Source organism: Nonomuraea sp. NPDC049378, assembly GCF_055586745.1.
Map to the genome: position 1 here is coordinate 302,753 of NZ_JBVJHP010000004.1, position 12,446 is coordinate 315,198.

The following is a 12,446-nucleotide window of genomic DNA, read 5'->3' on the forward strand; positions in this document are numbered from 1 at the left end:
TGATGTGGCTAATGGTGCAGCCTACGCGGCAAGCTATCAATCAGTGTGAATAGGGTAAAGACGGTTCAGATCCAAACCGTACCGTGGTCGGCCGCCCACGTGGGCCACACATTCGGCCCCCGCGCGGCAACCGGCCTCCAGAGCGGCCCCTTCCCCGGCACCATGTAAAGCCGCCGCGAGGAAGCCCGCGGCGAACGCGTCACCTGCCCCGGTCGAGTCGACGACCTCGGCGGGCACGCCCGCCGCCGTCGCGACCACTGCACCGTCCACGGCGGCCAGCGCTCCCTCGGCTCCCAGCTTCACGACCGCTGTACCGTACGTCTCACTCAAGAGTACGGCGGCACGCTCCGCCGTTGGGGCACCACTGAGAATCAGGGCCTCGTCAAGATTCGGGATGATCAGGCTGGCAGGGGCGGTTTCCTGGATGAACCGTTCGACGCCGAAGTCGCGCAGCGGCCCCGTGGAGGCCGGGTCGATGCTGATCGCGACGCCTCTGGCCGCCGCCTCCGCCATGGCGCGTCGGGCCAGCCGCAGCCCGCCTTCCCCGAAGAGGATGTATCCCGACAGATGGAGCCGGCCGACGCCGTCGAGCAGGGCGGGATCCCAGTCGGCGTCCGAGATCAGGCCGCCGGCGCCGCGGTTGGTGAGCATCGAGCGCTCACCGCTCTTGTCCACCATGGCGATCACGACCGCGGTCGGATGGTCGGAGTCCACGGAGAGGTGCGGGCGTACGCCCGTCTTGAGAAGCTCGGTCGTGTGCCACTCGCTGCTGTCGTAACCCAGCTTGGCCAGCAGCCGCGCGTCGGCGCCCAGGCAGGCGGCCCAGGCGGCGGTGTTCGCGCCCGAACCTCCGGGACGGAGCACGATGTCGGCGGCCGTGTCGGCGCCCGTCATGACCGGTGAACCATGCAACGCCACCACATCGGTGACGACGTCGCCGATGATCAGGAGAGCGTTGTCCATCACGGTCTCGCCCATGCGAGGGCGATCTGGGCGGCGAGTGCGGTGTTGCCGCGCACGGCGGCCAGGTTGGCCTCCAGGGAGGCGCCGCCGGTGCCGTCCACGAGATAGCCGAGCAGGAACGGGGTGATGGCCTGCCCCTTGATCCCCTGGCGCTCGGCGGCGGCCAGCGCCTCGGCGAGCACGCGGTCGTGCAGCTCGGGATCGAGCTGGCGGTCCTCGGGCACCGGGTTGGCCACGATCAGCGCGCTCTCCTGGCCGCCGAGTGCGTCCTGGCCGCGCATGATGGCCGCGGCCTGGGCGGGCGACTCGATGCGCCAGTCGATCGGCTGGCCGGAGGAGTGCAGGTAGAAGCCGGGGAAGGTGTCCGTACGGTAGCCCGCCACCGTCACGGCCCTGGTCTCCAGGCGCTGGAGCGTCGCGGGCACGTCGAGGATCGACTTGACGCCGGCGCAGACGATGGTGATGCGCGTGCGGGCGAGGGCGTCGAGGTCGGCGGACTCGTCCTGGTCGTCCGTCCAGCCCCGGTGCACGCCGCCCAGGCCTCCGGTGGCGAAGATCCGGATCCCGGCGCGGGCGGCGAGGAACGACGTGGCCGACACGGTGGTCGCGCCGCTCGCCTTCAGCGCCGCCGCCACGGGCAGATCCCGCTGTCCCAGCTTGCGCAGGCCGGACTCCGTCGCGACGCGCTCCAGCTCCACCTCGTCGAGCCCGATGCGCGGCACGCCGTCGAGCACGGCGATCGTGGCCGGCACGGCGCCGGCGTCGCGGACGATCCCCTCCAGTTCGCGCGCCACCTCGAGGTTGCGCGGTTGCGGCAGCCCATGGGAGATGATCGTGGACTCCAGCGCCACGACGGGCGCGCCGCCGGCCAGGGCCTCGACGACCTCGCTGGACGGCTGAAGAACGGAGTCGGTGGCGCTGCGCATGGTGAGTTTCGTGCTCCCTGAGTGATCCTTACCGGCATACCCTGAACGGGGTAGTTTACGGTATTTGTTCCGAGCTGAGCACGGCGCTGCGGCCGTCCATCCGAGGATCACACGAGAAGCGCCACTCCGGCCAGTGAGACGGCGGCGATGACCGCCGTGGCGATGCCTCCGAGCAGCATGACTCGTCCGCCTTTGACCAGTTTTCGCAGGTCGATGCCGGTGCCCAGGCCGAACAGGGCGGCCGCCATCAGCACGCCGGTCACCTGGGGGATCTGGTCCGTCACCGCCGCCGGCACCTGCCCGGTGCTGCGCAGGGCGACCATGGCCAGGAACGCCACCACGAACAGCGGCACGACCGGCGGCCGGGACGAGGCGTCCCCGGTGCGGCCGGAGAACAGGGCCACCATGGGGGCGAGGAGGAGCACGCGGCCCAGCTTGACCGTCACGGCGGTGGCCAGGACTCCCGAGGCGGCGCCGATCGCGGCCACCTGGGCGACCTCGTGCACGGCCGCCCCCGTCCACACCGCGAGTTGTGCGGGCGACAGGCCCATGAGGGAGGCCAGGAGGGGGATCGCGGCGATGGCGGCGGTGCCGTACAGGACGACGACGCCGAGCGCGCCGGCGGCGTCGTCATCGTCGGAGGTGTCCGAGCTCTCGTGCATGGCGGCGATCGCGGCGGCGCCGCAGATGGACACGCCGGTCGCGACGAGGAGTGACGTGCCGGGCGTGAGGCCGAGCATGCGCCCGATCCGCGGCGTCACCGCGAACGTCACCCCGGTGGCCACCACCACGACGGCGAGCGTCTGCCAGCCGAGCGCGAGCACCTGAGGCAGCGCGATCTGCAGGCCGAGCAGGGCGACCGCGACCCGCAACACCCGCCTGGAGACGAACGCCAGCCCCGGCTTCAACCGTTCGCCGATCCCGGCCACGTTGGCCAGCGCCGCGCCGGAGGCCACCGCGATCACCGCGGGACTGAGCGCCGGGAAGAACCGGCTGGCGGCCAGCGCGAACACCACCGCGAGCGCGGTCACGGCGACACCCGGCCAGGTCGCGGCGAGGAAGGAGCCGGTACGGCGCATCCGCGCCCGGGCGAGGCGGAGGGTTCGGGATCCCGGCGTGGTGGAGCGGCGAGCCCGCGACCCCGCTGTGGCGGTGTCGTGAGCCCGCGGCTGCGGCCCCGATGGGTGGCGGGCGGCAGCGGGCGAGCCGTCGGTGAGGGACATGATCCCAGTCTTTTGAGCGGGTGGCACGGCCGGTAGGCGCCAGCTGACTGGGAGCCCATAGCCTGGGGCTATGAGTGCACTGCCCGATCTCGACTCCTTGAAGCTGCTGGTCGATGTCGGCGTGCTGGGCAGCCTCGGGCAGGCGGCCAAGGCCGCGGGCATCGCCCAGCCGTCGGCGAGCAAGCGCGTCGCCCACCTCGAACGCCGCCTGGGCCTGCCGCTGGTCGAGCGCACACCGCGCGGGTCGACGCTCACCGCCGAGGGCAGGATGGTGGCGGGCTGGGCCGCGCAGGTGCTGGCCGCCGCCGAAGAGTTGATGCGCGCCGTGCAGGCCGTGCGGCACGGAGAGGCGGCGCATCTGCGGGTGGCGTCCAGCATGACCGTGGCCGAGTATCTCGTGCCGAGGTGGCTCGGTGAGCTGCAGAACCGGGAGCCGGACGTGCCGGTCGGGCTCGACGTGGTCAACTCCGCCGACGTCGCGGCGCGGGTGCTGGCCGAGGACGTGGAGCTGGGGTTCGTCGAGGGGCCGAGCGTGCCCGAGGGGCTGGACAGCCGGGTCGTGGGCACCGACAGGCTGGTGGTCGTGGTGGCGCCCGGCCATCCGTGGGCGCGGCGCCGCACGGCGCTGCGGGGCGTGGAGCTGGCCGCGACGCCGCTGGTGGTGCGGGAGCCGGGGTCGGGGACGCGGGAGACGCTGGACGTGGCGTTCAAGGGCCTGCACCAGGCCAGCCCGCGGCTGGAGCTGGGGTCGAACGCGGCGGTCAAGGGAGCCGCGCAGGCGGGAGCGGCGCCCGCGGTGCTCAGCGGGTACGCGGTGGAGGCCGACGTGGCGACCGGGCGGCTGGTGGAGGTGCCGCTGGCTGGGGTGAATCTGGTCAGGAGCCTGCGGGCGGTATGGCGCCGCGGCCGTCCCCTCACCGGCCCTGCCGCGATCCTGCTCGCCATCGCCAGCCGTCCGTGACCGTTCCGGGCGTTGACGGATGGTGTGGTTTGCGCCTTATGGTGCGTGGATGGGCGCTTATGACGTGATCGTGGCCGGCGGCGGGCACAACGGGCTGGTCGCCGCGGCGTACCTGGCCCGGGCGGGACGGCGGGTGCTCGTCCTGGAGCGGTACGGCCACGTGGGCGGCCTGGCGGTCTCCACCCGGGCCTTCCCCGGAGTGGACGTGCGCCTGTCGCGCTACTCCTACCTCGTCAGCCTCCTGCCCCGCGAGATCGTCCGCGACCTGGGGCTCGACCTGGAGCTGCGGCGCCGCCGCCACGCCTCCTACACGCCCAGGGGCGGCACGGGCCTGCTCGTCGACAACGAGGACGCGGCACGTACGGCGGCCTCGTTCCGCGCCGTCACCGGAGGGGAGGCCGACCACGAGGCCTGGCGGGACTTCTACGGCATGACCGCGCGGGTCGCCCGCGCCCTCGCTCCCACCCTGCTCGAACCCCTGCGCGCGCCGGCCGAGATCGAGCGGCTGGTCGGCGCGCAGGCGTGGCGGGACCTGTTCGCCAGGCCGATCGGCGAGACCGTGGACGAACGTTTCGCCGACGACACCGTGCGCGGCGTCGTGCTCACCGACGCGCTCATCGGGACGTTCGCCGACCCCGCCACCGACCTGTCGGCCAACCGGTGCTTCCTCTACCACGTGATCGGCGACGGCACCGGCGACTGGAACGTCCCCGTCGGCGGCATGGGCGCGGTCTCAGGGGCGCTGGAGGCGGCGGCCAGGCGGTCCGGCGCCGAGATCAGGACCGGCGCGGAGATCGTCGGGATCTCGCCGTCCGGGGAGGTCGCGTTCGTGACGGAGGACGGCGAGCACACGGTGAACGGCGGGCACGTGCTGGTCAACCTGCCGCCCGCGGTGCTCGACCGGCTGATGGGCCGGCCGGCAGAGGTGCCCGAGGGAGCGCAGCTGAAGGTCAACATGGTGCTGTCGCGGTTGCCACGGCTGAAGGACGCGCAGGTGGATCCGCGCGCCGCCTTCAGCGGTACGTTCCACATCAACGAGGGACGCGACCAGCTCGCCGGGGCGTACGCCCAGGCGGCCCGAGGGGAGATCCCGGAACTGCCGCCCGCCGAGGTCTACTGCCATTCCCTGACCGATCCGTCCATCCTCGGCCCCGAGCTCAGGGGCAGGGCCGAGACGATGACGCTGTTCGGGCTGCACATGCCCGCCCGACTTTTCCGGAAAAATCCGGATCAGGCCCGGAAGCAGGCGCTGGAGGCCACCTTCGCGTCCGTCAACGCCGTCCTGGCAGAACCTCTGGAGGACTGCCTGCTCAAGGCCCCCGACGGCACCCCGTGCGTCGAGGCCAAGACGCCCGTCGACCTCGAGAAGGACGCGGGGCTTCCGGGCGGCCACATCTTCCACGCCGACCTGAGCTGGCCGTACGCCGAGCAGGGCCGCTGGGGCGTGGAGACCGAGCACGAGCGCGTTCTCGTGTGCGGCGCGAGCGCCCGCAGGGGCGGCGGCGTGAGCGGGATCGGCGGCCACAACGCCGCCATGGCCCTGCTCGGCCGCTGATCGCCGCTAACCGTCCTCGGAGACCAGCTTGGTGGCCACCTCCAGCGCCACCGCCACCCGCTCCGCCTCCGACAGGTCCGTGTCGACGAGGAAGGGCACGTTGCCCAGGATCACCGCGATCACCGCGAGCCTGGCCTCGAACCGCCGCACCGGGCTCGCCTCCGGGGGCACCAGCAGGGACAGCATGCTGATCAGGCTCTGGCGCATGCACTCGCCGGCCGGCAGCTCGCGCATCACCCCCTGGTTCACCTGAGCGAACTGGAACAACGGCCGCCACTGATCAGCCAGCAACTCCGCGATCCGCCGCAGGATCTCCTGCTTCGACTCGGCGGTCATGGGCTGCTGCCTGGCCCAGGTCACCAGCTCGTCGATCGAGTCGACCAGCCGGTCGACGACGCCGGCGAGAATCGCCTCCTTGGTGCGGAAGTGGTAGTAGAGCGCGGGCCTGGTGATCCGCAGCCGCTCGGCGACCTCCTGGAGCGTGGTCTTGTCGTATCCCCGCTCGGCGAACAGTTCCAGCGCCACCTGCTGGATCCGCTCTCTCGTATCCGTCCGCCGTCCAGCCATTCCGCTCCCATCACTTGACCGCCGGCCACTTCATTGCTTACTTTCGCGTAAGTAATGAATGATGCCGGACTCGTTGGGAGCAGACTATGGCCGAGAACTTCCCCGTCCCGCGCACCTGCCCGTTCGCACCTCCACCCGCGTACGAACGCATGCGCGAGCAGGCCCCGCTCGTCCGCGCCAGGCTGCCCCGCGGTGAGGCGTGGCTGATCACGCGGCACGCCGAGGCCCGGCAGGTGCTCTCGGGCGCGGGCATCAGCACCAACCCCGCCACCCCCGGCCACCCGAGCGGCGCGCTGAGCAGGGAGCCCTCGACCCCCGAGCAGGACGCCGCCATGGCGAAGTTCGCCATCGGCCACTTCATCGACCTGGACCCGCCCGAGCACGGCAGGTTCCGCCGGCTGCTCATCCCCGAGTTCACCGTCAGGCGGATGAGAGAGCTGCGACCCGGCATCCAGCACATCGCCGACGAACTCGTCGACGACATGATCGCCAAGGGGCCGGAGGCCGAGCTGGTGGAGGCGTTCGGGCTGGCGCTGCCCTCGCTGGTCATCTGCCGGCTGCTCGGCGTCCCGTACGCCGACCGCGAGTTCTTCCAGTCGCGGACCCGCAGGATGATCTCGGCCGGCGTCGGCCAGGAGGCGCGTCACGCCGCGGTGATGGAGATCAGGGGCTTCCTCGACGCGCTGGTCACCAGGGCGGAGGCGGATCCGGAGGACAACCTGCTCGGCCGGCTGATCGGCACCGGGCGGCTCAGCCACGACGAGATCGTGGGCGTGATGTTCCTGCTGCTCGTCGCCGGCCACGAGACCACCGCCAACATGATCCCGCTCGCCGCGCTCACGCTCATGCGCCACCCGGCCCAGCTCGCCGCGCTGCGCGCGGACCCGGACCTGTGGCCCGCGGCCGTCGACGAACTGCTGCGTTACCTCTCGGTCGTGGACTGGGTGGCGTTCGACCGCGTGGCCATCGAGGACCAGCACATCGGCGGGCAGCTCGTCAGGAAGGGCGAGGGCATCTTCGTGCTCGGAGCCTGCGCCAACCGGGACGAGCGGGCCTTCGAGCGGCCGGACGAGTTCGACATCGGCCGCTCCGCCCGGCACCACGTGGCCTTCGGCTACGGGGTGCACCAGTGCCTCGGCCAGAACCTGGCCAGGGCCGAGCTGGAGATCGCGCTGCGCACGTTGTTCGAGCGGCTGCCCGGGCTGCGGGTCACGGTGGCGGACGAGGACGTGCCCGTCAAGCACGAGAGCCCCATCCTCGGGCTCAAGGCGTTGCCCGTCGCGTGGTGATCCACGGAAAAGAACCGAGGGCGTTCATCACCTTTTCATGATGAACCTCTAGCGTTTGCAGCATGAGTGAGCCCGCACGGTTGCTGGTGGTGGACGACGAGCCCGCGTTGCGCGAGGCGCTCCAGTCGAGCCTCGAGTTCGAGGGCTACAAGGTCGTCACGGCCGGCGACGGGCACGCGGCGCTGGAGGCCCTGGCGAGCGACTCGTTCGACGGGGTGCTGCTCGACGTCATGATGCCGCGCCTCGACGGGCTGACCGCGTGCCGCCGGCTGCGGGCGTCCGGCAACCACATCCCCGTCCTCATGCTGACCGCCCGCGACGCGGTCGGCGACCGGGTCTCCGGGCTCGACGCGGGCGCCGACGACTACCTCGTCAAGCCGTTCGAGCTGGACGAGCTGCTGGCCAGGGTACGCGCGCTGCTGCGGCGAGGCGCGCTCAGCGCCGGACCGGCCGAGAACGGCGACGCGCTCACGTACGACGACCTGCGCATGGACCCCGCCACCAGGGAGGTCACCCGCGGCGAGCGCAGGCTCGACCTGACCAGGACCGAATACCTGCTGATGGAGCTGTTCCTCGCACATCCGCGCCAGGTGCTGACCAGGGACCAGATCCTGAGCGAGGTGTGGGGATTCGACTTCGAGCCGACCTCCAACTCGCTCGACGTCTATGTGATGTACCTGCGGCGCAAGACCGAGGCCGGGGGAGAGCCGCGCGTGATCCACACGGTGCGCGGCGTGGGATACGTCCTGAGAGCGGCGCCGTGAGACGAGGGAGCCTGAGGTCCCGCCTCACCCTCCTCGTCACGGTGGCCGTGGCGCTGGCCATCACGGTGTGCGCGGGCATGTCGTGGTTCATCGTCCAGGACCAGCTGATCAAGCAGCTCGACCAGACCATCATGGACCCGGAGGAGTCAGGGGACAGGGACTTCCTCCTCCACCACTGCACTCCTGAGGGCTCGTCCGACGAGTACGCCGGCATGGCGATGTTGTTGCGCGCGGACGGCACCACGTGCTCGCTCGGCGCGCCCATCCTGTGGACGGAGGAGGACCTGACCCTGGCGGCCGACCGCCGCGAGCCGATCTGCCGTGACGGCGTGACCCGCGACGGCAAGCCGGTCCGCGTGGTGATCTCGAACTTCTCCCCTGGCACCGCCGTTCTGGAGGCGGCTCCGCTCTACCACACCAGGCGCACGCTGCGGAACACCGCGTTCGCGCTGGCGGCCGTCGCGGCCCTGGGCGTGTTCGGCGCCGCGTGGGCGGGCCTGGCCATCTCGCGCGCCGGGCTCCGCCCGGTCGGAGACCTCACCAAGGCGGTCGAGCACATCGCCCAGACCGAGGACCTCGGCACCCGCATCCCCGTCAAGGGCAACGACGAGATCGCCCGGCTGAGCTCGTCCTTCAACGCCATGACCGCGGCGCTGGCCGGATCCCGCGAGCGCCAGCAGCAACTCGTCGCCGACGCCGGCCACGAGCTGCGCACCCCTCTCACCACCCTGCGCACCAACATCGACCTGCTGCTGCGCAGCGAGCAGACCGGACGCAGCCTCGACCCCGGGGCGAAGGAGCGCCTGCTGGTCAACGTGAAGGCGCAGTTCGCCGAGCTGTCCACGCTCGTGGGCGATCTGCTCCAGCTGGCCAGGGGCGACGCCCACCACGAGCCGCACGTCGAGCTGGCCTTCCACGAGGTCGTCACCGCCGCCGTGGAGCGCGCCCGGCTGCGCGGCGCCGAGGTCGTCACCGACCTGAGCCCGTGGTACGTCGTCGGCGCCGCCGCCTCCTTGGAACGTGCCGTGCTCAACCTCATCGACAACGCCGCCAAGTTCAGCCCGGAGGGCCAGGTCGAGGTGAGCCTGCGCGGCGGCCGGCTGACCGTGCGGGACCATGGCCCGGGACTGCCCGAGGAGGACCTGCCGTACGTGTTCGAGCGCTTCTGGCGCTCGCCGTCGGCGCGCGGGCTGCCCGGGTCGGGGCTGGGCCTGGCGATCGTGGCGCAGGCGGTCGCGGAGGCGGCAGGAACGGTACGCCTGGAGAACGCGCGCGGCGGCGGAGCGATCGCAACCATGGATCTGCCGGGAACTCCCGATCCGCGGCCGACAACAAGGCCGTATGAGGGGCGAAATGAGGGGCGAAATGATGGCCCGGAGAATACGTCTGGCTAATTTATTCGGATAGGTCCGAATTTATGCCGCCAATAGCCCGCTGACCAGGGGAAACTTTCTTCGGTTCCCTTCATGGCCGACGCCCGGCAAGGTATTCTCGTGGCAAACGAACGGGACCGGAGAGCCATTACATCCCCGGTCCCTGCCTTCAAAGGTAGGGGAGATCGAGTTGAGCTACAAGGACGCGGCTGTCAAACTCGCTAACGAGTTGGCCACCGAGTTCGTCAACATCCGGGCGGATCGCATGGAATTGGGACAGCAGCTCACCGAGCGCGTCAACGGCGTGGGCTCCCGCGTCAAGGTCGTCGACGGGAAAGTCACCACTCTCGACGCGAAGGTCGACACCTTGGACAGCAAGATCGATGCCCTGGACGGCAGGGTGGGGTCGCTCGGGACCAAGGTCGACGCCCTGGATGCCAAGGTCGACGCCAAGTTCGCGGAGACCGACCGCAGGCTCGACAAGCTGGAGAGCAAGGTCGACGCCAAGTTCGCGGAGACTGACCGCAGGCTCGGCAAGCTGGAGAGCAAGGTCGACGCCAAGTTCGCGGAGACTGACCGCAGGCTCGGCAAGCTGGAGAGCAAGGTTGACGCCAAGTTCGCGGAGACCGACCGCAGGCTCGGCAAGCTGGAGAGCAAGGTCGATAGTCTGGAGAGCAAGGTCGACGGGCTGCAGGGGACGCAGCTCGAGATGCTGGACATCCTCGTCGCGATCCGGCGCAAGCTCGACGTGAACTGAATTCGAGCCCCTCCCGAAGGGCGGGCCCGCACGCCATGCGGACCCGCCCTTCGCGTGCGCAGGACCCCCGGACCGGGCACCCGGCCACCGGACGCCCTGCGCGCCCCCTGCCCGGCGGATTTTCGGGCCTTGTGACCTTCCGCGGCGAACGGGTGGTCGGGCGCGGGATCGGGTTTCGGTCTTGACAACGATGTCAGAGGCATCCTTGATGGTGCTATGGGCGCACCGCTGATCGCCGCCCGCGGGATCGTGAAGAGCTACGGCCACGTGGAGGCGCTGCGTGGCGCGGACTTCGCGGTGCGACCGGGCGAGGTGGTCGCGCTGATCGGCGACAACGGCGCGGGTAAGTCCACCCTGGCGAAGATCCTGTCAGGCGTCGAACGGCCCGACACGGGCACGATCGAGGTCGACGGCCGGCCGGTGGCGTTCGGATCGGCCGACGAAGCCAGGGGCGCCGGCATCGAGACCGTCTACCAGGACCTCGCGCTCTGCGCGGAGCTCAGCCCGTCCGCCAACTACTTCCTCGGCAGGGAACGGCTCAGGCCGGGGCTGCTCGGAATGCTGGGCGTGCTGGACAACGCCGCCATGCGGCGCGAGACGCGGGAGGCGTGCGAGCGGCTGGGCGTACGGCTGAAGTCGGAGACGGCGCCGGTCTCGACGTTGTCGGGCGGGCAGCGGCAGGGGGTCGCGGTGGCCAGGGCGGTGGGATGGGCACGGCGGGCGGTGTTCATGGACGAGCCGACCGCGGCGCTCGGCGTGGTGCAGACGCGGCGGGTGCTCGACCTGATCAGGAGCGTACGCGACGCGGGCGTGGCGGTCGTGCTCATCAGCCACAACATGCAGGACGTCATGGCGGTGTCGGACCGGGTGGAGGTGTTGCGGCTGGGCCGCAGGGTGGCCAGGTTCGACACCGCGCGCGTCTCGATGGAGGAGCTGGTCGGCGCCATGACCGGCGCACTCGAACAGGCCGGTCCCGACGGGCGGCCGGACGACGCCGGGCAGGACGCCGCAGATGGGGACGGAGCGGAGGACGGGCCCGGGCGGGGCGTCGCGGGTGGGGACGGGCCCGGGCGGCGCGGCGCGGGGGCGGACGGACAGGAAGACGGCCGATGAGCCGCCTCCGGTTCGGCGCCCCGCAGGTCGTGTGGATCGGCCTGGTGCTGGCGGGGCTGTTGGTGACGTTCTCGGTGCTCGCGCCGCGCACGTTCCCCACCTCGTTCAACGTGCTCAACCTGGTCAGCGACGCGGCCATCCTGCTGCTGCTCGCCGCCGGCATGACGTACGTGATCATCACGGCGGGCATCGACCTGTCGGTGGGCGGGGTGCTGGTGTTCTCGGCCGTGTCCGCGGCCAAGGTCATGGAGGCCACCGGGTCGCTCGCGCTCGGCGGCCTGGCCGCCCTCGTGGCCGGGCTGGCCTGGGGAGTGCTGAACGGCGTGCTGATCGCCATGGGCCGTATCCCCGCGCTCATCGTGACGCTCGGCACCCTCGGCATGTCTCTCGGCGGCGCGCTGCTGCTCACCGGCGGCGTCGACCTGCGCGCCCCCACCGAGCTCAACCTCGGGCTCGGCCTGGCCCGCTGGCTGGGCGTGCCGGTGATCGTGTGGATCTGCGCCGCCATCACCGCGGCCCTGGCCCTCATGCTCGCCTGCACCCGGTTCGGCCGCCACACGTACGCGATCGGCTCCAACGTCGAGGCCGCCCGGCGTGGCGGCGTCGCCGTGCGCGCACACCTGGTCAAGGTGTACGGGCTCGCGGGGCTGCTGGCGGGCCTGGCCGGCTGCCTGTCGCTGGCCAAGTACGGCATCACCGGCGTGTCCGCGCACTCCACCGACAACCTTCAGGCCATCGCGGCCGTGGTGATCGGCGGGACGTCCCTGTTCGGCGGGGTCGGCACGGTGGCCGGCACGGTCATCGGCGTCTTCATCCCCGTCGTGCTGCAGAACGGCTTCCAGATTCTCGGCGTGCGGCCGTTCTGGCAGCAGGTGGTGGTGGGCGCGGTGCTCGTCGCCGCCGTCTACGTCGACCAGTGGAGGCGCAGGGCCCGCGACCGATAGGAGGAGGCACC

12 protein-coding genes are annotated in these 12,446 nt (G+C 71.3%); 8 read left to right on the top strand and 4 right to left on the bottom strand.

Annotated features, from left to right (window positions below; all coding sequences use genetic code 11):
- Positions 1-36: 36 nt before the first annotated feature.
- The 3 genes from ACZ6SA_RS11370 to ACZ6SA_RS11380 all read right to left on the bottom strand — a co-directional run bounded on the left by ACZ6SA_RS11370 (position 37) and on the right by ACZ6SA_RS11380 (position 3,112).
- Positions 37-978: a carbohydrate kinase family protein gene (locus ACZ6SA_RS11370; RefSeq protein ID WP_347644148.1), complete on the bottom strand. Its 942-nt coding sequence runs from the start codon at positions 976-978 to the stop codon at positions 37-39.
- Positions 963-1,889, bottom strand: a complete 927-nt coding sequence (locus tag ACZ6SA_RS11375) for a pseudouridine-5'-phosphate glycosidase (RefSeq protein WP_347644147.1) — start codon at positions 1,887-1,889, stop codon at positions 963-965. The genes ACZ6SA_RS11370 and ACZ6SA_RS11375 overlap by 16 nt, the downstream gene beginning before the upstream one ends.
- Before the next feature lie 107 nt (positions 1,890-1,996).
- Positions 1,997-3,112 carry a YeiH family protein gene (locus ACZ6SA_RS11380; RefSeq protein WP_465827667.1) on the bottom strand — a complete coding sequence of 372 codons (1,116 nt, stop codon included), beginning with the start codon at positions 3,110-3,112 and terminating at the stop codon, positions 1,997-1,999.
- Positions 3,113-3,182: 70 nt separating this feature from the next.
- Between ACZ6SA_RS11380 and ACZ6SA_RS11385 the strand changes: the two genes are divergently transcribed.
- Together ACZ6SA_RS11385 and ACZ6SA_RS11390 are read left to right on the top strand one after the other, a co-directional pair.
- Complete coding sequence (locus ACZ6SA_RS11385; RefSeq protein ID WP_347644145.1) at positions 3,183-4,073, top strand: LysR substrate-binding domain-containing protein; 891 nt, start codon at positions 3,183-3,185, stop codon at positions 4,071-4,073.
- Positions 4,074-4,122: 49 nt separating this feature from the next.
- A complete protein-coding gene (locus ACZ6SA_RS11390; RefSeq protein WP_465827669.1) occupies positions 4,123-5,628 on the top strand; it encodes a phytoene desaturase family protein in 1,506 nt (501 codons plus the stop codon).
- 6 nt (positions 5,629-5,634) lie between these two features.
- Here ACZ6SA_RS11390 and ACZ6SA_RS11395 read toward each other — a convergent pair whose 3' ends face one another.
- On the bottom strand, positions 5,635-6,195 hold the full coding sequence (locus ACZ6SA_RS11395) for a TetR/AcrR family transcriptional regulator (RefSeq protein ID WP_347644143.1): 561 nt from the start codon (positions 6,193-6,195) through the stop codon (positions 5,635-5,637).
- An 86-nt stretch (positions 6,196-6,281) separates the two neighbouring features.
- Here ACZ6SA_RS11395 and ACZ6SA_RS11400 point away from each other — a divergent pair, with 86 nt between their 5' ends.
- From ACZ6SA_RS11400 to ACZ6SA_RS11425, 6 genes are all read left to right on the top strand, one after another.
- On the top strand, positions 6,282-7,484 hold the full coding sequence (locus ACZ6SA_RS11400; RefSeq protein WP_347644142.1) for a cytochrome P450: 1,203 nt from the start codon (positions 6,282-6,284) through the stop codon (positions 7,482-7,484).
- Between the two features lie 62 nt (positions 7,485-7,546).
- The gene (locus ACZ6SA_RS11405; protein ID WP_347644141.1) at positions 7,547-8,248 is read left to right on the top strand and encodes a response regulator transcription factor; all 702 of its coding nucleotides are present in this window, start codon (positions 7,547-7,549) and stop codon (positions 8,246-8,248) included.
- Positions 8,245-9,642, top strand: a complete 1,398-nt coding sequence (locus ACZ6SA_RS11410) for a HAMP domain-containing sensor histidine kinase (RefSeq protein WP_347644140.1) — start codon at positions 8,245-8,247, stop codon at positions 9,640-9,642. The genes ACZ6SA_RS11405 and ACZ6SA_RS11410 overlap by 4 nt, the downstream gene beginning before the upstream one ends.
- A 169-nt stretch (positions 9,643-9,811) precedes the next feature.
- On the top strand, positions 9,812-10,378 hold the full coding sequence (locus ACZ6SA_RS11415; protein ID WP_465827673.1) for a coiled-coil domain-containing protein: 567 nt from the start codon (positions 9,812-9,814) through the stop codon (positions 10,376-10,378).
- Between the two features lie 216 nt (positions 10,379-10,594).
- Positions 10,595-11,491, top strand: a complete 897-nt coding sequence (locus ACZ6SA_RS11420; protein WP_347644138.1) for an ATP-binding cassette domain-containing protein — start codon at positions 10,595-10,597, stop codon at positions 11,489-11,491.
- Positions 11,488-12,435, top strand: coding sequence for an ABC transporter permease (locus ACZ6SA_RS11425; RefSeq protein ID WP_347644137.1), 948 nt, complete (start codon positions 11,488-11,490; stop codon positions 12,433-12,435). Before ACZ6SA_RS11420 ends, ACZ6SA_RS11425 begins: the two co-directional genes overlap by 4 nt.
- Positions 12,436-12,446 lie beyond the last annotated feature (11 nt).

Coding starts and splice junctions, on each gene's coding strand:
- ACZ6SA_RS11405 (WP_347644141.1), top strand. CDS start 7,547: ATGAGTGAGCCCGCACGGTTGCTGGTGGTGGACGACGAGCCCGCGTTG.
- ACZ6SA_RS11425 (WP_347644137.1), top strand. CDS start 11,488: ATGAGCCGCCTCCGGTTCGGCGCCCCGCAGGTCGTGTGGATCGGCCTG.
- ACZ6SA_RS11400 (WP_347644142.1), top strand. CDS start 6,282: ATGGCCGAGAACTTCCCCGTCCCGCGCACCTGCCCGTTCGCACCTCCA.
- ACZ6SA_RS11390 (WP_465827669.1), top strand. CDS start 4,123: ATGGGCGCTTATGACGTGATCGTGGCCGGCGGCGGGCACAACGGGCTG.
- ACZ6SA_RS11380 (WP_465827667.1), bottom strand. CDS start 3,112: ATGTCCCTCACCGACGGCTCGCCCGCTGCCGCCCGCCACCCATCGGGG.
- ACZ6SA_RS11395 (WP_347644143.1), bottom strand. CDS start 6,195: ATGGCTGGACGGCGGACGGATACGAGAGAGCGGATCCAGCAGGTGGCG.
- ACZ6SA_RS11385 (WP_347644145.1), top strand. CDS start 3,183: ATGAGTGCACTGCCCGATCTCGACTCCTTGAAGCTGCTGGTCGATGTC.
- ACZ6SA_RS11420 (WP_347644138.1), top strand. CDS start 10,595: ATGGGCGCACCGCTGATCGCCGCCCGCGGGATCGTGAAGAGCTACGGC.
- ACZ6SA_RS11370 (WP_347644148.1), bottom strand. CDS start 978: ATGGGCGAGACCGTGATGGACAACGCTCTCCTGATCATCGGCGACGTC.
- ACZ6SA_RS11375 (WP_347644147.1), bottom strand. CDS start 1,889: ATGCGCAGCGCCACCGACTCCGTTCTTCAGCCGTCCAGCGAGGTCGTC.